The sequence below is a fragment of the Actinoplanes palleronii genome (genome assembly GCF_016862315.1).
GTDB classification, from domain to species: domain Bacteria; phylum Actinomycetota; class Actinomycetes; order Mycobacteriales; family Micromonosporaceae; genus Actinoplanes; species Actinoplanes palleronii.
On record NZ_BOMS01000098.1, the window covers coordinates 26,366 to 43,179 of the forward strand.

General features: G+C 71.9%; 17 protein-coding genes. 9 read left to right on the forward strand and 8 right to left on the reverse strand.

The features are described 5' to 3' along the window. Window positions 1–131: 131 nt before the first annotated feature. The 4 genes from Apa02nite_RS31000 to Apa02nite_RS31015 form a co-directional block, all read right to left on the reverse strand. Window positions 132–314: a hypothetical protein gene (locus Apa02nite_RS31000; RefSeq protein ID WP_067692568.1), complete on the reverse strand. Its 183-nt coding sequence runs from the start codon at window positions 312–314 to the stop codon at window positions 132–134. Window positions 315–551: 237 nt separating this feature from the next. Next, window positions 552–1,244 carry a DivIVA domain-containing protein gene (locus tag Apa02nite_RS31005; protein ID WP_067692571.1) on the reverse strand — a complete coding sequence of 231 codons (693 nt, stop codon included), beginning with the start codon at window positions 1,242–1,244 and terminating at the stop codon, window positions 552–554. Window positions 1,245–1,408: 164 nt separating this feature from the next. Next, window positions 1,409–2,044, reverse strand: a complete 636-nt coding sequence (locus tag Apa02nite_RS31010; protein WP_067692574.1) for a response regulator transcription factor — start codon at window positions 2,042–2,044, stop codon at window positions 1,409–1,411. Continuing rightward, window positions 2,017–3,282, reverse strand: a complete 1,266-nt coding sequence (locus Apa02nite_RS31015; protein ID WP_203828182.1) for a sensor histidine kinase — start codon at window positions 3,280–3,282, stop codon at window positions 2,017–2,019. The genes Apa02nite_RS31010 and Apa02nite_RS31015 overlap by 28 nt, the downstream gene beginning before the upstream one ends. A 116-nt stretch (window positions 3,283–3,398) precedes the next feature. Here Apa02nite_RS31015 and Apa02nite_RS31020 point away from each other — a divergent pair, with 116 nt between their 5' ends. Continuing rightward, window positions 3,399–4,436, forward strand: coding sequence for a fatty acid desaturase family protein (locus tag Apa02nite_RS31020; protein WP_203828183.1), 1,038 nt, complete (start codon window positions 3,399–3,401; stop codon window positions 4,434–4,436). A gap of 108 nt (window positions 4,437–4,544) precedes the next feature. After that, complete coding sequence (locus Apa02nite_RS31025; protein ID WP_203828184.1) at window positions 4,545–5,273, forward strand: ANTAR domain-containing protein; 729 nt, start codon at window positions 4,545–4,547, stop codon at window positions 5,271–5,273. Here Apa02nite_RS31025 and Apa02nite_RS31030 read toward each other — a convergent pair. From Apa02nite_RS31030 to Apa02nite_RS31045, 4 genes are all read right to left on the reverse strand, one after another. Further along, a complete protein-coding gene (locus tag Apa02nite_RS31030) occupies window positions 5,264–6,028 on the reverse strand; it encodes a GAF and ANTAR domain-containing protein (RefSeq protein ID WP_067692586.1) in 765 nt (254 codons plus the stop codon). The two genes, Apa02nite_RS31025 and Apa02nite_RS31030, sit on opposite strands and share 10 nt — an antisense overlap. Continuing rightward, the gene (locus Apa02nite_RS31035) at window positions 6,025–6,729 is read right to left on the reverse strand and encodes a GAF and ANTAR domain-containing protein (RefSeq protein WP_203828185.1); all 705 of its coding nucleotides are present in this window, start codon (window positions 6,727–6,729) and stop codon (window positions 6,025–6,027) included. The genes Apa02nite_RS31030 and Apa02nite_RS31035 overlap by 4 nt, the downstream gene beginning before the upstream one ends. Window positions 6,730–6,937: 208 nt before the next feature. Continuing rightward, window positions 6,938–7,351: a hypothetical protein gene (locus Apa02nite_RS31040; RefSeq protein WP_203828186.1), complete on the reverse strand. Its 414-nt coding sequence runs from the start codon at window positions 7,349–7,351 to the stop codon at window positions 6,938–6,940. A gap of 565 nt (window positions 7,352–7,916) precedes the next feature. Next, window positions 7,917–8,579, reverse strand: coding sequence for a hypothetical protein (locus Apa02nite_RS31045; protein ID WP_203828187.1), 663 nt, complete (start codon window positions 8,577–8,579; stop codon window positions 7,917–7,919). A gap of 160 nt (window positions 8,580–8,739) precedes the next feature. On the opposite strand from Apa02nite_RS31045, the gene Apa02nite_RS31050 reads away from it, so the two are divergent. The 7 genes from Apa02nite_RS31050 to Apa02nite_RS31080 all read left to right on the forward strand — a co-directional run bounded on the left by Apa02nite_RS31050 (window position 8,740) and on the right by Apa02nite_RS31080 (window position 16,728). Beyond that, on the forward strand, window positions 8,740–9,894 hold the full coding sequence (locus Apa02nite_RS31050; protein WP_203828188.1) for a HupE/UreJ family protein: 1,155 nt from the start codon (window positions 8,740–8,742) through the stop codon (window positions 9,892–9,894). A 135-nt stretch (window positions 9,895–10,029) separates the two neighbouring features. Further along, on the forward strand, window positions 10,030–11,982 hold the full coding sequence (locus Apa02nite_RS31055; RefSeq protein ID WP_203828189.1) for a purple acid phosphatase family protein: 1,953 nt from the start codon (window positions 10,030–10,032) through the stop codon (window positions 11,980–11,982). Between the two features lie 59 nt (window positions 11,983–12,041). Further along, entirely contained in the window at window positions 12,042–13,040 is a 999-nt protein-coding gene (locus tag Apa02nite_RS31060; RefSeq protein WP_203828190.1) for a WxL protein peptidoglycan domain-containing protein, read from the forward strand. Between the two features lie 176 nt (window positions 13,041–13,216). Further along, window positions 13,217–14,419 (forward strand): pyridoxal phosphate-dependent aminotransferase, encoded by a 1,203-nt coding sequence (locus tag Apa02nite_RS31065; RefSeq protein ID WP_203828191.1) that lies wholly within the window; start codon window positions 13,217–13,219, stop codon window positions 14,417–14,419. Between the two features lie 54 nt (window positions 14,420–14,473). Further along, entirely contained in the window at window positions 14,474–14,869 is a 396-nt protein-coding gene (locus Apa02nite_RS31070) for a hypothetical protein (RefSeq protein ID WP_203828192.1), read from the forward strand. A 267-nt stretch (window positions 14,870–15,136) separates the two neighbouring features. Next, window positions 15,137–15,682 carry a hypothetical protein gene (locus Apa02nite_RS31075; RefSeq protein ID WP_203828193.1) on the forward strand — a complete coding sequence of 182 codons (546 nt, stop codon included), beginning with the start codon at window positions 15,137–15,139 and terminating at the stop codon, window positions 15,680–15,682. Next, a complete protein-coding gene (locus tag Apa02nite_RS31080) occupies window positions 15,679–16,728 on the forward strand; it encodes a hypothetical protein (RefSeq protein WP_203828194.1) in 1,050 nt (349 codons plus the stop codon). The genes Apa02nite_RS31075 and Apa02nite_RS31080 overlap by 4 nt, the downstream gene beginning before the upstream one ends. The last annotated feature ends 86 nt before the right edge of the window (window positions 16,729–16,814 follow it).

Below are 16,814 nucleotides of genomic sequence, written 5' to 3' on the forward strand. Positions count from 1 at the left end.
TTACGTTCGTGTGAACATGGTTACGTTCGAATCGAAACGTGTCAATGCATGAGCGACCTGCGCCGTCCCTCGGTCAAACAGAATGCCCGCCCTCGACGGAGGACGGGCACGCGGTGGAGCGCAGGGTCGGGTCAGACCGGTTCGGGTTCGCCGAACGGCACCGAATCCGGGTCGTCCGGGCCCGGCATCGGTTCGATCGGCGCGGCCGGCAGCGTCTCCGGAGTGTCCGGGGACAGCTCGCCCGGGTCGTCCGGGACCGGCTCGTTCGGGTCGATCGGCGGGTAGAGCTCGGGATCGGGTCCGGGAAGCACCATGAAGATCCCTTGCCCGTTCCAGGCCCCCGATAAGCCTCCGGCCCCCGGCTGGCTTCCAGGGGTGTGTCCGCGCCCTCGAGACACCCCTGAGAACCAGCCAGGACCCGGGGGCGCGCTGCGGCCCGGAGTGGCAGCGGTCTCGCGGAGGCCTCACGGGCGGGACCCGGCTCGTGGCCTGCGGGCGGGCGCTCCGTGTCCGTACCGGAAAAGGGGTGACCGGAAACGGACAGCGGATCGTCAGAGGGGTTCGGCGGTGCCGTCCAGCAGGCGGCCTTGGCGAGCCATCTGGTTCTGCAGCGCGGCGTGGTAGTCCGCGGCGAACTTGGTCAGGTCGCTGATCTCGCGCAGCAGGTCGGCGCGGCGGGCGGTGAGCGTGGCCACCGCCTCGCTGTGCTGGCGGTGGGCGTTCTGCTCGATGTCGCCGGCGGCCCGGCGCGCGTCGTCGATCAGCCGGTCGCAGCGCAGCTGGGTGTCGGCGATCAACGCCTGTGACTCCTCGCCGGCGTCCTGCAGGTAGTTGTCGGCGGTGCGCTGCGCCGCGGCCAGGACACGGTCCTGCAGCTGGTTCTCGCTGGTGGTGGAGATGATGGCGGTGGCCGCCGCGGCGGCCGGGCGGGCCTGCTCGAGCTGACGGTGCACCTGGCGGGCATTCTGCTCGGCCTGGTCGCAGGCGCGGCGGGCGCGGTCCAGCTCGGCGGCGGCCGCCGCGATCGCGGCCTCGGCGGCCTCGGTGCTGGGTCCGGACGGCTGCTGCTGCGGCGCGTTGCGGGGCAGCTGGTTCTGCAGGGCGTTGTTCTCCTCCAGCAGCCGGATCATCTCTTGGGTGATCTCGTCCAGGAGCGTGTCGACCTGCTCCTCGTCGTAGCCCCGCTTGCCGAGGGAGGCTTTACCGAACTCGATGTTGTGGATCTCGGCTGGTGTCAGAGGCACGGTGCTCCTCGGGTCGCGTTGATGGTCAGGCGCGGGCCGGCCCGGGGCTCCCCACGGGGCCGGAGTCCGCCGGGGTACGGCCCTGACCGGGGGACTGGAGCAAGGCCACTCTACGCGTCCCGGTCCGGCCGGACACGGCGGTCAAGATCCATGGGAGAGCGGGATCACGCGTCGAGGAACTTGAGCACGGCCAGCACCCGCCGGTTGTCGTCCTCGGACGGCGGCATGCCGAGCTTCGTGAAGATGTTGTTGATGTACTTGCTCACCACTTTCTCGGTGATGAACATCCGGCCGGCGATGGCCGCGTTCGACCGGCCCTCGGCGATGTGGGTGAGCACCTCGAGCTCGCGCGGGCTCAGCCCGGCCAGGGGCTCCCGGCGGGCCAGCAGCTGCGCGACCACCTCCGGATCGAACGCGGTGCCGCCGCCGGCCACCTGCCGGACCGCGTGGACGAACTGCTCGACGTCCGAGACCCGTTCCTTGAGCAGGTAGCCGATCCCGCCGGTGCGGTCGGTGAGCAACTCCCGGGCGTAGAGCGGCTCGACGTGCTGGGACAGCACCAGCACCGGGAGGCCGGGGATCGCGGTGCGGGCCGCTATGGCCGCCTTCAGCCCCTCGTCGGTGTGCGTGGGCGGCAGCCGTACGTCGATGATCGCCACATCCGGCCGGTGCCCGAGCAGGGCCGGCAACAGGGCCGGCCCGTTGTCGACGGCCTCCACCACCTCGAAGTCGAACGCCTCGAGGAGCCGGGTCAGCCCGTCCCGCAGCAGGGTCAGGTCTTCGGCGATGACAACGCGCACGGCAACTCCATGGTCACGAGGGTCGGGCCGCCGGGCGGCGAGAAGATCGCCAGCGTGCCGTCGAAAGCGTTGAGCCGGCGTTCGATGCCGTGCAGGCCGGTGCCGCGGTCCGGGTCGGCGCCGCCCCGGCCGTCGTCCCCGATCGCGACGGTCAGGATGCCCGCGGTGTAGCCGAGGGCGACCCGGGCGGAACGGGCCTTGCTGTGCCGCACCATGTTCGCCAGCGTCTCGGCCACCGCGAAGTAGACCGCCGACTCGACGGGTGTGTCCAGCCGGCCCGGCAGATGCGAGGAGACCTCGGTGTTCACCGGCAGGCTCATGGCCAGGGCCTGCACCGCGCCCTCCAGACCCCGCTCGGCCAGCACCGGCGGGTGGATGCCGCGGACCAGGTGACGCAGCTCGACGAGCGCGGCGGTGCTGGCCATCCGAGCCTCGGCGAGCAGCTTGAGCGCGGCGGCCGGGTCGTGGCGGACCAGGCGTTCGGCGAGCCCGATCGTCATGCCCACCGACACCATCCGGGCCTGCGGGCCGTCGTGCAGGTCACGCTCGATCCGGCGCAGCTCGGCGGCCTGCGCGTCGATGGCGTCGGCCCGGGTGGTGGTCAGGTAGGCGACCCGCAGCCGCAGCTCGGCGGAGTTGGTCGGCGCCAGGAAGAGCCGGGCGAAGAGGACGTCCACCCGCCGCAGCTGCGGGGCCAGGAGCAGGCCGGCCCCCAGGATCGCCAGCCCCTGTGGGAGGGCCAGCCAGGCTTCGCGCAGGTCGGTGGTGGGCCAGAACACGCCGTAGCCGAACCACACGTCACCCAGGTGCAGCCAGAGCGGCAGCAGGCCGACGCCGGCCAGCCCGTAGACCGGGATCGCGACGGTGATCAGGCCGAGCAGCACCCCGACCAGCGCGCCGGGCAGCAGCCAGGCGACGTCCCGCCAGGTGGCCGGGTCCCGGACGATCCAGCGCAGCCACGCCGGGCCGCCGAACTCGGCGCGGTCCGGCGCCGGCGGGTAGGGCCGGCGGATCGGGATGCCGGCCCGTGCGGCCAGGCGGCGTTCGAGGTCGGCACGCCACCGTACGACGGTGGTGGTCACGCTCAGCAGCTCGATGCCGAGAGTCGGTATCGGGCTGAGCAGCAGTCCGATCAGCCAGAGTGTGAGCACCGGCACGTTGAGTAATCCGAGCACGGTGGCGAACAGGCCGTCCACGGTTGCGAGAAGGCCGGCGCGGACCCGGGCTCGGGGCGTCATGCCACCATCATGGCGCTTCCGCGAAATCGTCCGGCGGTCGCAAGGGTGCTGGCACCCCAAAGCGGCTGGGCTCTGATACTCCTGACCACCAGGCCCGGATTCCGGACACTGGAAGGATGACGACAACCGCAGCCCGGCGGGCCCCGCACTCCGGCAGTGACTTCGCAGAGCTGAATCGGAGGATCAACGCGCTCGGTCTGATGCGGCGACGACCGGCCTACTACGCCGTGCGTCTGACCGTGGTGGGCCTATTGGTGATCGCGGGCTGGACGGCTTTCGCCGTGATCGGCGAGTCCTGGTGGAACCTGGTCACGGCGGTCTTCCTGGCCGTGGCGTTCGCGCAGCTGGCGCTGGTCGCCCACGACCTGGCCCACCGGCAGGTGTTCCGCACCCGGCAGCCGAGTGAGATCGCCGGCCGGGTGGCCGGCAACCTCGGCATCGGGATGAGTTACGGCTGGTGGATGGAGAAGCACTCGCGCCACCACAGCAACCCGAACCACGACGACCTCGACCCGGACGTGGCGCCCGAGGTGCTGATCTGGGCGACCAAGTCGGCGCTCGGCCGCCGGGGGCTGGCCGGGTTCGTCACACGTCACCAGGCCGGACTGTTCTTCCCGCTGCTGACCCTGCTCGGCCTCGACCTGAAGCTCGCCAGCGTCAAGGCGATCCGGGCGGGCCTGGTCAAGCGCCCGGTCCTGGAGAGCGTGCTGCTCGTCGTGCATTTCGCCGTCTACCTGAGCGCGCTGTTCATCGTGCTGTCCCCGCTGCAGGCGATCGCGTTCGCGGTCGTGCACCAGGCGCTGTTCGGCCTCTACCTGGGGATGACCTTCGCGCCGAACCACAAGGGCATGCCGCACCCGACCGGTGACGAGGACTTCCTGCGCAAGCAGGTGGTGACGTCCCGGAACGTGACCGGCGGCTGGTTCGTCGACGTCGCGCTGGGCGGCCTGAACCACCAGATCGAGCACCACCTCTTCCCGGCCATGCCGAGCCCGAATCTGCGCAAGGCGCAACCGATCGTCCGGCAGTACTGCGCCGAGATCGGCGTGCCGTACGTGCAGACCGGGCTGATCGAGTCGTACCGGCAGGCCCTGCGTTTCCTGCACGAGGTCGGGGCGCCGCTGCGCGAGGAACGGGCGGGGAAGAGCGCCTGACGACGGACTCCGGGGTGGCCCTGACGCGGTGAACCCGCTCGGGGCCACCCCGTTCTCGTCGGGAAGCGCCATGATGGCCTCGATGACCGAGGACGCCGGGAGGCGATCATGACTACCGTTTCGGCCGAGCGGCTCGCGGCGATCTTCGTCGAGGTGGCCGACACCCTCGGCGACGAGTTCGAGCTGACTGCTTTCCTGCAGATGCTCTCTGTCCGGGCGGCCGGTCTGGCCGACGCGTCAGCGGTCGGGCTGATGCTGGCCGACCCGCAGGGCCGGCCGGAGCTGACGGCCGGCTCGGACGTGAACGTCCACCGGCTGCAGTCGTTCCAGCTGCAGTACCGGGACGGCCCCGGCCTGGACGCGTTCCGGACCGGCGCCACCGTGATCAACATCGACCTCGGCGCGGCCGGTGACCGGTGGCCGCGCTTCGCGGCGCGGGCCGCGAGAGCCGGGTTCGGCTCGGTGCACGCGATCCCGCTGCGGCTGCGGGACCAGGTGATCGGTGCGATGAGCGTCTTCTGGACGGCCACCGGCGCCGGTCTCGCCACCCACGACGTGCTGGTCCTGCGGGCGCTGGCCGACGGGGCGACCATCGCGCTGCTGAAGGAACGCGCGATCAGCCGGAGCGAACGGCTGGCCGGGCAGTTGCAGGGCGCCCTGAACAGCCGGATCGTGATCGAGCAGGCCAAGGGTGCGATCGCGGAGCGGAACGGCGTACCGATCGACCAGGCGTTCCAGCTCCTGCGGTCCTACGCCCGGCGCAACAACCAGCGGCTGAGCGAGCTGGCGCACACCATCGTCAACGACCAGAAGAACGCGCCCGACCTCTACGCCTGAGCCGGTCCGGTGCCGTCCGGCGGGTCGTCCGCGGCGGCGCCGAGGATCTCCCGGGCCAGGTCGGCCAGCCGCCGGTTGCTGTTGCGGGCCTGCTGGCGCAGCCGGGTGAAGGCCACGTCCATCGGGATGTCGTGCCGCTCCGCCAGCACCCCCTTGGCCTGCTCGATCACCACCCGGGTGGTGAACGCCTGCTGGAGCTGCGCGGCATACAGCCGCTGGGTGGTCAGCGCCCGATGCTGCAACAGGCTGATCGTGGCCAGGTCGGCCAGCGCCCGCGCGAGCCGCTGACCGGGCGGCTGCAGCGGCCGGGCGGACCGGCTGAACAGGCTCAGCGCCCCGATCACCTGATCGCCGCGACGCATCGGGACGGCGTGTGCCCGGCGGTACCCGGCCGCGCGGGCCGGGTCGGCCAGCGACTGCCAGCGCGCCTCGACCGGATCGAGGCGGGCGTCCGCGACGGGTTCACCGGTCCGGAAGGCGATCACCGACGGCCCGTCGCCACCGGTCAGGCCGGCCTGCTCCAGCCGGCGCACGTCGGCGCCGGAGAGGGCCGCTATCCGCAGCGTGCCGACCGTGTCGGCGAGCAGCACGCCGGCCCCGTCGACGCCGAGCAGGTCCCGGCAGTGCTGGGTGAGCTGCTGCAGGTAGGCGGGGAGGTCGAAGTCGTCGCCGAGAGTGTCGGCGAGGGTGACGAGCACGCGGCCGACCCGGTCCGCGGGCGCGAGGTCACGGCCGGAGCCGTCTGGGGAGGTCACCGATCCAGGCCCCGTTCGAACCGCAGCCGGCCGCTCAACACGTCCTCGACCACCTCGGACAGGGACTGGCGCCGGTCCTCGGCGTGCCCGCGCAGCCGGCGCATGGCCGCCGGGGCGTCCGCGTGGATCTGGGCGATCACCATGCCGACGGCCTGCTGGGTCCGGGCCGCCTCGACCGGCAGCTCCGCACCGCTCTGCGGCTCGGCCCGGAGCAGGTCGCCGAGCAGCAGCAGCGCGGTCGCGGCGGCGTAGCGCGACGCCGTGCCCTGATCGTCGTCGGACAACGGGCCCGGCTCGGCCCGGCACAGGTCGAGCACCGCCACCGGGTGGTCGGCGCTGAGGACCGGGAAGGCGAACACCGCCGCGACGCCCTGGTCCCGGGCCCGGGGTGCGAAGTCCGGCCAGCGCCCGGCCGCCGACGCCGCGGTCAGGTCACCGACCAGGACCGGTCGCAGGGTGCGGGCCGCCTCGACGCCGGGACCCTGCGCCAGGCTGATCTGCAGGTCCTCGACCTCGTCGGCGAGCTCACCGGCGTGCGACGCCCGGAACCGGCCCTCGGGACCGGCGAACATGGTCAGGCCCACCCCGGTCGGTGTCCCGATCGCGGCGCGGCAGTGCTGGCAGACCGCCTCGGTGCCGCCGGCCGCGCGCAGGCGCACGACCAGGCGGCCGACCTCGTCCGGCGGCGGTGACCCGGTCATCGGGCACCGGCCGGAGGGCGGCGGACAGCGAGATGGGCAGATGCCGGCACGGCAACTCCTGGGGGCCGAATGAGTCGGTTCCCCGCCAGGGTCTGGGGCGGCGACGGCCTAAGCCGTGGTCGCAGTGTACGCCTTTCGATATCGCCCGTTATCGGGCGACACCCGGCTGGCTCGTGTTTCGGAACCCGACCGGGTTCCGAAACACTACCTAGCCGCGGCTGATCAGCTGACGAGCCGGCAACCGCGGCGTGCCGCTCCGCGCGCCGTCGGAGTCCCGGGTCAGGCGTAGCGCCAGGTATACCTGGCCGAGATCGCCGGCCATCGATCGCAACCGGTCACCGATCCGGGTGTCGACGACCGGCGCGCTCAGCGGCAGGACGGCCACGTCGAGGCGGGTCGCGGCGAGCCAGCCGCCCGACAGCGCCTCGCCGGCCCGCAGCCAGCCGGGCACGTCGCCGGCCGTGCCGTGCAGCACCGCGAACGCGGCCGTCGCCGGGTGCCCGGCGCGCAGCTCGTCGTTCCACTGGGACACCGCCGGGCGGCCGCCACCGGCCGGCCCGGTGCCGGTCAGCGCGGCCGTCTCCGCGCCGGTGAGCAGGCGCCACCCGGCGCCGTGCGCCAACGGCCTCGCCGACGGCGTCGATCTGCGCCGCGGACGGACCGGCGCCGGGCACCCGGCGCCGGTCGGTGTGCCGCCACCGCATCAGCTGGGCCAGCCGGACCGAGGCCAGCTCGGTCGGTACGTTCGCGTCCAGGCGGAGCCGGGCCAGATGCCCGGTCGAGCCGGCCGGCGGGAACCGGACGTCCACCGACCAGCCGTACGCGGCGAACGCCACCCGCGCGTGGTGCAGCGCCGCACCGCAGCTGAGCAGGGTGAGCCGGTCGTGGAGGTCGTCGATGTCCCGGGTGCGCGAACGCTCCAGCAGCAGGTCGAGGTGGTCGGAACCGAGGGACCACCGCCAGGGCTGCCGGTTCTGCACCGAGGGTGCGTAACCGGCCATCGCCGCGGCGCGGTAGAGGACCTCGGTCATCTGCCGGGACTGCGAGAACTCGGCATGTCCTGACGGCAAGGAATTCCCCATGGTGCTCCCGGAAGCCTGCTGATGCTGGCGGGCCGCCGGGGTCCGGGGCGGTACGAACCACCTGATCCTAAGTGTCGATGTCCACCGCGGTAAATCCTGCCGGGGTCAACTCAGCCAGACGATGACACCGGTGACGTCGTGCAGCACGGCGGCGACCCCGGCCCGGACGGCGTCACCGCAGCGGGCGGCCGTGAACGAGGCCGGGTCGTACGTGGTGGCCGAGCCGAGACCCTCGCCGCGGAAGGACGCGCCGGCCCAGTCGGCCGCGGTGACGTTGCCGGTGGGCTCGGCCAGCTCCGCGCCGACGACCAGGAACTGCTGGTCCAGGTGGTTCGCGGTGACCACGGCGAGCGGGTCGATCAGGGTCTCGCCGGCGCTGACGATCAGGTCGGGGGCCAGCCGGACGGCCTCGGCGATGTCCGGGATCGGGTCGGTGGCGTCGGCGGTGATCGTCCGCAAATCGGCTTTTTCGGTTGTGGCCCATGACGTCACAGCGGTGACCAGGGCGCGGGTCGGCGCGTCGTCGCCGGTGGCGAGCAGCACCACGCGGTACCCCTCGGGCGGGTGAACGCCGGACCAGGAACCGGGCGCCGGGGTGATCGTGCTCTCCGGTGCCGGGGTGGCCGAGGAGGCCAGGAAACCCGGGCCGAGGGTGCCGGCCGGTACCGGTGCGGCGTGCGGCTCGGACCAGTCGTCGCCGGAGCCGCAGCCGGTGAGCAGGGTGGCGGCCGTGGCGAGGGCGGCGACGGCGCGGAGCGGGTGGCGCAAGGGGTTCTGCCTAAGAACGAGCGGACGGAACACCCTTCCTACACCGGATCCGGGGCGTTCCGAGATCACCGGATCACGTTGTCGTCAGCGGTTCGCCCGCCGTCTGGATCTTGTTAACCGGGGGCGTGCACGGTGCTCAGGCCACCTCTAAGGAGCCACCTTGTTACGCCGTTTCCTCACCGTCGCCGCCCTGGGGGTCGCCGCCGCGGCGACCGTCCTGCTGAGTGCCGCGCCGGCGCTCGCGCACGGTTTCAGCTCCACCGTCTACGTCGACGTCACCGCCGGGGACGCCGGTCGCGTGCGTACCACGGTCGAGCTGGAGTACGACCTGTTCATCGTGTCGGCCGCCGACTACGAGTCCGACGATCCGCTGTTCCGGGCCGGCACCGACGCGTTCGAGGCCGAGGACGCCGTCGCCATGGGCGCGGCGCTCAACGCCCACCGGGAGTCCGCGGTCCGGTACGTCACCGAGCGGTTCGGGATCAGCTCCGACGAGACCTGCACGGGCGCGCCGTCCGGTGACTTCACCATGGGTGCGCGGGAGGGTGTCCCGTACGCGACAATGCTCCTGGACTGGACCTGCCCGCCGGGCGGTGACGCCCACGAGGTGCGCAGCGCGCTGTTCCCGGACACCGAGACGTACGTCAAGGGCGTCAAGACCATCGTGACGTACGCGCTGGACGGCCGGACCGGCAGTGCCGCGCTGGACGCGAGCGCACCGACGTTCTCCACCGGGCAGTCCTGGCAGCACCGGTTCGGCGAGTTCTTCCTGCTCGGGGCGGAGCACCTGCTCACCGGGACCGATCACATCCTGTTCCTGCTGGCGCTGATCGCCGGGTCACGGCGGCTCCGGGAGATCGTGCTGGCGGCGACCGCGTTCACGGTGGCGCACTCGGTGACGTTCATGCTGGCCGCGCTGGGGCTGGTCGACGTGCCGGCCCGGGTGGTGGAGCCGGTCATCGCGCTGTCGATCGCGGTGGTGGCCGGGTGGAACCTGATCGCCGCGTACTTCGACAGGCCGGACAACAACGGCCGGCTCGGGGTGGTCTTCCTCTTCGGGCTCGTGCACGGGCTCGGGTTCGCCGGCGCGCTCGGCATCGACGAGGCGTTCTCCTGGACCCTGCTCTGGTCGTTGCTGGTCTTCAACGTCGGCATCGAGACCGTTCAATTGAGCGTGATCGCCTTGGTCTTCCCTCTGCTGATCGTGCTGCGACGCAGGTCACCCCGGGCCGGACGGTGGGCCACCGGGATCGTTTCGGCGGGTGTGTCCGTGATGGGACTGATCTGGTTCGGGCAGCGCCTGCTCGAGGGCTGAGCCTTCCGGCGTGCGTCGACAGTGATCTTGATCTTGTTCACCGGCGGTTCACCGGGCAGGGCCAGCTTGATCTCGCTTCCCCGAACTTTCCCACTGGGAAGCCACTTCTCTCATCAGGAAAAGGAACGGACACCGATGAGAACGAATCACCGGCATCGTCTGGCCGTCAGCGCCACCACGGTGTTCCTCGGCGTGAGCGTCGCCCTCGGCAGCGGTCTCGCCACCCCCGCCTTCGCGGACAGCACCACGGTCTCCGCCGTCATCCTCGGCGTCGGCGCCAACGAGGCACAGCGCATCGTCACCTGGTACTCCACGGTGGACGTGGCGCAGCAGGTCCAGGTCGCGCCGACCGCCAAGCTCGGCGCGAACGGCGAGTTCCCGGCGGACGCGGTGACCTTCGCCGCGACCGGCGCGGCGAACATCGCCACCAGCGGCGGGTTCAACCGGCACTCGACGATCACCGGGTTGCAGGAGAACACCTCGTACTCGTACCGGGTGGGCTCGGCCGGTGACTGGTCGACGGCGTACGCGTTCAGCACGCAGGACTTCGAAGGCGACTACGACTTCCTGTTCTACGGCGACCCGCAGATCGGCGCGTCCGGCAACGTGGCCAAGGACCAGGCCGGTTGGACCGACACCCTGGACGTGTCGCTGACCGCCAACCCCAAGGCCGAGCTGCTGGTCTCCGGCGGCGACCAGGTGGAGACCGCCAACACGGAGTCGCAGTGGAACGCCTTCCTGGCCTCCGACAAGCTGCGTCAGTACCCGTGGGCCGCCACCATCGGCAACCACGACGTCGGCGGCAAGGCGTACGAGCAGCACCTCTACACGCCGAACACCGACCGGTCGACCGCGTACTACGCGGACGGCAAGGGCACCGCCACCTCCGGCGGTGACTACTGGTACGTCTACAAGGACACCCTGTTCATCGACCTGAACAGCAACAGCTACGCCACCTCGCAGGGCGGCGGCGGGGACGCGGCACACGTCGCGTACGTCACCGACGTGATCAACAAGCACGGCTCCGAGGCGAAGTGGACCGTGCTGGTCTACCACCACTCGATCTACTCGGCCGCGTCGCACGCCAAGGACGCGGACAACAAGGTGCGCCGGGTCGACTTCCCGGCCACGTTCTCCAAGCTCGGCGTCGACCTGGTGCTGCAGGGCCACGACCACGTCTACACCCGCAGCTACCTGATCAAGAACGGCGCGAAGGCGAACCCCGACGAGCAGCCCGGCCAGTCCGAGGTGTTCGCCGGTCCCGGCGGTGTGCTGTACGTGACGGCGAACTCGGCCTCGGGTTCCAAGTACTACGACATCACCACCCCGGACAGCAGCGGGACCAGCGGCGCGGGCAACGGCGCCGACCCGCTGAAGCCGGAGGACTACTGGTACAACTCCGTGCAGAACCAGGAGCACGTGCGGTCGTACGTCAAGGTCCAGGTGCGCAACGACAAGCTGGTCGTCGAGGACGTCCGGAGCGGCACCTGCGCCGCGCCGAACGCGTCGGTCGAGCTGGGCCTGTCGTGCAGCAACGACGCCGCCACCAAGGGCGTCGGCACGGTCGTCGACAAGGTGACGGTGCACCCGTACCACGGTGACAACCAGGACATCCAGGTGAACGTGCCGGCCCTGGCGCCGGGCGAGTTCGGCTGGACCATCGACGGCCAGAACGGCCTGGTTGACCTGGGCACCGCCGCGCAGCAGAAGGACGCGTTCTTCCTCAGCGCGGACGGCAAGATCAACCCGATCAAGGTGACGGACAGCCGCCGGACGCTCTCGCCCTGGGCGCTCTCGGCCAGCGTCGGTGACTTCGCCGACGCCGCGAAGTCCTTCTCCGGCGCGTACCTCGGCTGGTCGCCGTACCTGGTGACCAAGGGCGCCGGCGCGACCGCCGGCAGCGCGGTGGCCTCCGGGTACGACAACGGCGGCAAGGGTCTCTCCGAGTCGGCGGTGCTCGGCTCGGCCGCGCAGGGCCACGCCCGTGGCTCCGCGGTGCTCGGCGCCGACCTGGGTCTGAAGTTCCCGGACAGCGTCGACAAGGGCAACTACCGCACCACCCTGACGATCACTGCGCTGAGCAGCTGACCGTTGTTCTCCTGGGCGGGGCGCTCCGGCGTCCCGCCCACCTTTTTAAGGACTTCGCCATGCGCCGCACCGTCGCGTTCCTGGCCGCCGCCTTCGCGGTCGTCGGCCTCAGCCCCGCACCCGCCCTGGCCGAGGGCGGTGACGTCACCTGGACGGTCCGCACCGCCTCGAACAGTTACGGCTCCGCCCGGTCCAGCTTCAGCTACGCGGTGAACCCGGGCGGCACCACCGAGGACGGCCTGATCGTCGCGAACAAGGGCACGACGCCGCTGACCCTCACGGTCTACGCCGCCGACGGCCTGACCACCTCGGCCGGGCAGCTCGACCTGCTCGCCCGGGACAAGACGTCGAAGGGCGTCGGCGTCTGGGTCAAGGCCGGCAATGGCACCGTGACCATCCCGGCCGGCAAGGCCGCCGAAGTGCCGTTCGCGGTCACCGTCCCGGCCAACGCCACCCCCGGCGACTACGTCGGCGGCATCGTCACCTCGTTGACCGCGCCCGACTCGACCGCCCAGGTCAACGTGGAACGCCGGCTCGGCATCAAGATCAAGCTGCGGGTCGGCGGTGACCTGGTCCCGGCGCTGGCCATCGAGGACATGTCGGTCAGCCGGACCGCGGTCACCTACAAGATCCACAACACCGGTAACGCGGTGCAGTCCGCCCGGCAGGCCGTGACGATCACCGGTCCGTTCGGCTGGTTCCGCACCGAGGCGCCGGCCATCGCCGCGCCGCCCGAGTTGCTGCCCGGCGAGAGCTGGACGGTCACCGTGCCGGTCGAGGACCTCACCCCGGCGGTGCTGATGACCGCGACCGCGACGCTGACCCCGCTGGTCACCGACGAGTCCGGCTCGACGACGGCGCTGGCCGACGTCTCGGCGACCGCACACCTGTGGGTGCTGCCCTGGACGTGGACGATCCTGCTGCTGGTCGCGATCGCCGCGGTCGTCGCCGGGGTCCTGCTGGCCCGCCGGGCCCGGCGACGGCGCAAGGCCCGGGAGGAAGCCCGGATCAAGGCCGCTGTCGCCGACGCGCTCCAGGCCGCTGCGACCACGGTCTGACCCCTTTTTCGTACGTACGAAAAAGTCGCCTTGCCAATGCTCAGCATCCGGGACGGGCGGACGGTCGGGACCACCGGATTCGTCCTGGTCACGGGTGTCTTCCGGGGCAACCTGGTGGTGGATCCCGGCCGGGGCTGGCATCGTTCCCGGGGGTAACGCCGAGTGGAGGAGGTCCGATGCGGCAGGCGCAACGGCTGAAGAGCGTCCGGTACGACATCCGGGGTCCGGTGCTGCGCCGGGCACAGGAGCTGGAGGCCGCCGGGCACCGGATCCTCAAGCTCAACCTCGGCAACCCGGCCCCGTGGGGGCTGGCCACGCCCGCGCCGATCGTCGCCGACATGGTGCAGAACCTCGTCGACGCGCAGGGGTACAGCGATGCCCGCGGCATCTACTCGGCCCGGGTCGCGGTCGCCCAGCACTACCAGACCCTCGGTGTGACAAGCGTCCAGCCGGACGACGTGCTGCTCGGCAACGGCGTCTCCGAGCTGATCGTGATGGTGCTGCAGGCGCTGCTGGACACCGGCGACGAGGTCCTGGTGCCGAGCCCGGACTATCCGCTGTGGACCGGCGCGGTGAGCCTCTGCGGTGGCCGCGCCGTGCACTACCGCTGCGACGAGAGCGCCGGCTGGGCCCCCGACCTGGAGCACATGGCGGCGCAGATCACCGAGCGCACCCGCGCCCTCGTGGTGATCAACCCGAACAACCCGACCGGCGCGGTCTACTCCGAGGAGGTCCTGCTCGGCATGATCGAGCTGGCCCGCCGGCACGGCTTGGTGATCTTCGCCGACGAGATCTACGACAAGATCGTGTACGACGGCGCGGTGCACCACACCCTCGCCGCGCTCGCCCCGGACGTGCCGGTGGTCAGCATGGGCGGCCTGTCGAAGACCCACCGGGCCGCCGGTTTCCGCTCCGGCTGGCTCGCCACCAGCGGCTTCTCCAGCACCGACGACTACCTGGACGGCCTGCAGCTGCTCGCCAACATGCGGCTCTGCCCGAACGTGCCAGCCCAGCACGCCATCCAGACCGCGCTCGGCGGCTACCAGAGCATCGAGGAGCTGATCCGCCCCGGCGGCCGTCTCCTGGAGCAGCGCGACCACGCCTGGCGCTCCCTGGTCGCCATCCCCGGCGTGGACTGCGTGAAGCCGGCCGGTGCGCTCTACCTCTTCGCCCGCCTCGACCCCGAGGTCCACAAGATCCACGACGATGAGAAGCTGGTCATCGACCTGCTCGAGCAGCAGCACCTGCTGATCTCGCACGGCACCGGCTTCAACATCGACACACCGGACCACCTGCGACTGGTGTTCCTGGCGCCGACCGACGTGCTCGACGACGCGGTCGGGCGGATCGCGACGTTCCTGTCGACGTATCGGCAGTAGTCACCCGTCCGGGGTCCTGCGCTCAGCGGCGGTCGCGCGGCAACATTGCCTGTCATGACTCGTGGCCGCTGGTGGGCTGTCGGTGGTGTTGTCGTCGTGACCGCGGTCGCCTTCCTCGTCGCGGTGGTGTGGTGGGGTGTGGACAGCCTGGAGCAGGTGAGCTGGGTGGCGGGCATCCTGGGCTTCGCCGCAACGGTGGTGATCGCACTCCTCGGCCCGTCCTCCCCGTCCTCGCCGCCTCCCGGCCCGGCCTCGTCTCCCCGCCCGGTCCCGCCTCCCGGCGGGGCCGCGCGGTCCGGCGCGGCGTCGCCTTCTGGCGCGGTGCCGGGGCGGCGGTGGGATCGGGCGCCGGTGCGGTCCGGGGTCGGGTCGGTCCTCGGGCTCGGCGCGCTCGGAGTCACGCTGATCGCGGCGATGGTCCTGGGCGCGGTGGCGCTGATCGCGCGCTGATCTCGCGCGGTGCTCGACCGCGGTGCTCGACCGCGGTGCTCGACCGCGGTGCTCGCGCGCGGCGGGGCTGCGGTGAAGGGCCGTGGCGCGCCTGCAGGTGGTGGGCTGGTTCTCAGGGGTGTCTCCGCGACGCGGAGACACCCCTGAGAACCAGCCGGGACCGCGGGTGAACCGGCGGTGTCAGCCGTCAGGGGGAAGCCGTATGGCGGCTCAGCGAACCCGGATGAACGGTGCAAAAGATCTAAATGTGCCCATAGGCTCCCCGGGGTGACGAACCAGTTAGCCACCGTCGCCAACGGGCGGGTCGCGTTCGGCGACGCGGTCGCCCGGGTCGCGGAATCGCTCAGCCCGCTCGGGGCCGCCGCCCGGATCATCGCCGAGTCGACCGCCTGCACGGTCGCGATGAAGGAACTCGACGTCGCCGGGCGGCGGATCGACGCCGACACCGAGGTGACGCTCACCCGGCTGGCCAACCGGCGCACCGACGCCGCGGCCTCGCTGCGGGAACTGCGCCGCCAGGTGGGCCGCACCGACCTGACCGCCGAGGCGCTGCGTCAGTGCATCCGGAACATGCAGCGCGCCCTCGGCCGCCGCGGCACCACCCCGGACGAGGCGCGGGTCTACGCCGAGTTGATCCACGGCTTCAGCGCCGACCTGCTCAGCCATCACTCCCAGCAGGGGAGCCAGGTGCTCACCGGCATCGACATGGTCCTCAATGGCGACGCCGCACCCCGGCTCGCGGGCAGTGCGGCGCCCCGCCGGGCCGGTGGCGGGCGCGGGCGCGGGCCGGTGCGCGGAGGCGGCAGCAGATGAGCGGGGCGAGAAGCGGGTGCCTGCCGATCCTCGCCCTGCTCGCCAGCCCCTGCCTCGCCCCCTACGGCGTCGCCGCCTTCGCCACCCCGGTGCTGGCCCCCTACGTCTACCTGAACCACCCGTCCTCGTTCGCCAAGGACCGCACGGTCTGGCTGGTGCTGCTGGCCGCCGTGCCGGTGCTCGCGTTCGTGCTGGTCCGCTGGGCGAGCCCGGCCGGCGGACGGCTGCGCGGCCGCGGTGACCGGCACCCGCCGGCGTCCCGCGCCCGGCGGCCGGGTCTGCGCGCCCGCCGCCCGCACCCGATCCGCGGATACCTCGACCGGATGCTCCTGCTGGTCGGCTCCACCTCGGCGGTCACCCTGTGCCTGGCGTGGAGCGGCCACGACATGTACGGGCCGATGGCCGGCGTGGAGACGATGATCCTGCTCGGCGCGGTCGGCGGCACGCTGATCGTGGTGCTGGTCGGGATCCGCGGCTGGGACCGGCCGTACGTCGCGCCGGTCACCGTCGAACAGGTCCGCGCGCACAACCAGCGTGCGCGCAAGGAGCTCCGCCGGATCCGTGCCGACAACGAGCGGGTGACCCGGATGGTCGCGAAGCTGGAGGCCAAGCTCACCGACGCGCACACCCGCCGGGACTTCGCCGTGCTGCGCACCATGCACCACGAGTCGTACGGCTGCGCGGACAGCGTCTATGTGCACTATCGGTCGGTGGAGGAGTCGCTGGGGCTGGTCTCGCAGCTGGTCCGCAGCGTGCGGATCACCGGCTGGCAGCCGAGCGGGGTGGTCCGGCGCGCGGTGAACCGCAAGGCGCGGGTGGCGTTCGTCCAGTTGCGCACCGAGACCGGCGGGCTGGCCGGGACCGCGGGCGAGCTGCGCTCCGAATGGACGCGGAACCGCGACCTGGTGCAGACCCTGAACGTGCGCACCGCCGACCTCAAATGCCAGATCCGCGACGAGTGCGGCCCCGCCGGCCTGCGCTGGTTCGAGGCCCTCCAGGACCGCCGCGACGCCGCCCGCCTGGCCGAGGGAAAACCCGTCAGCTGACCACCCGGCTGGTCCTCAGGGGTGTCTCCCGGGTGTTGAGGCACCCCTGAGAGCCAGCCGGGGGCCGGCGGCGCGCTGCGGCCCGG

Coding starts and splice junctions, on each gene's coding strand:
- Apa02nite_RS31035 (WP_203828185.1), bottom strand. CDS start 6,729: ATGACCGGGTCACCGCCGCCGGACGAGGTCGGCCGCCTGGTCGTGCGC.
- Apa02nite_RS31070 (WP_203828192.1), top strand. CDS start 14,474: ATGACTCGTGGCCGCTGGTGGGCTGTCGGTGGTGTTGTCGTCGTGACC.
- Apa02nite_RS31015 (WP_203828182.1), bottom strand. CDS start 3,282: ATGACGCCCCGAGCCCGGGTCCGCGCCGGCCTTCTCGCAACCGTGGAC.
- Apa02nite_RS31020 (WP_203828183.1), top strand. CDS start 3,399: ATGACGACAACCGCAGCCCGGCGGGCCCCGCACTCCGGCAGTGACTTC.
- Apa02nite_RS31060 (WP_203828190.1), top strand. CDS start 12,042: ATGCGCCGCACCGTCGCGTTCCTGGCCGCCGCCTTCGCGGTCGTCGGC.
- Apa02nite_RS31000 (WP_067692568.1), bottom strand. CDS start 314: ATGGTGCTTCCCGGACCCGATCCCGAGCTCTACCCGCCGATCGACCCG.
- Apa02nite_RS31055 (WP_203828189.1), top strand. CDS start 10,030: ATGAGAACGAATCACCGGCATCGTCTGGCCGTCAGCGCCACCACGGTG.
- Apa02nite_RS31080 (WP_203828194.1), top strand. CDS start 15,679: ATGAGCGGGGCGAGAAGCGGGTGCCTGCCGATCCTCGCCCTGCTCGCC.
- Apa02nite_RS31025 (WP_203828184.1), top strand. CDS start 4,545: ATGACTACCGTTTCGGCCGAGCGGCTCGCGGCGATCTTCGTCGAGGTG.
- Apa02nite_RS31065 (WP_203828191.1), top strand. CDS start 13,217: ATGCGGCAGGCGCAACGGCTGAAGAGCGTCCGGTACGACATCCGGGGT.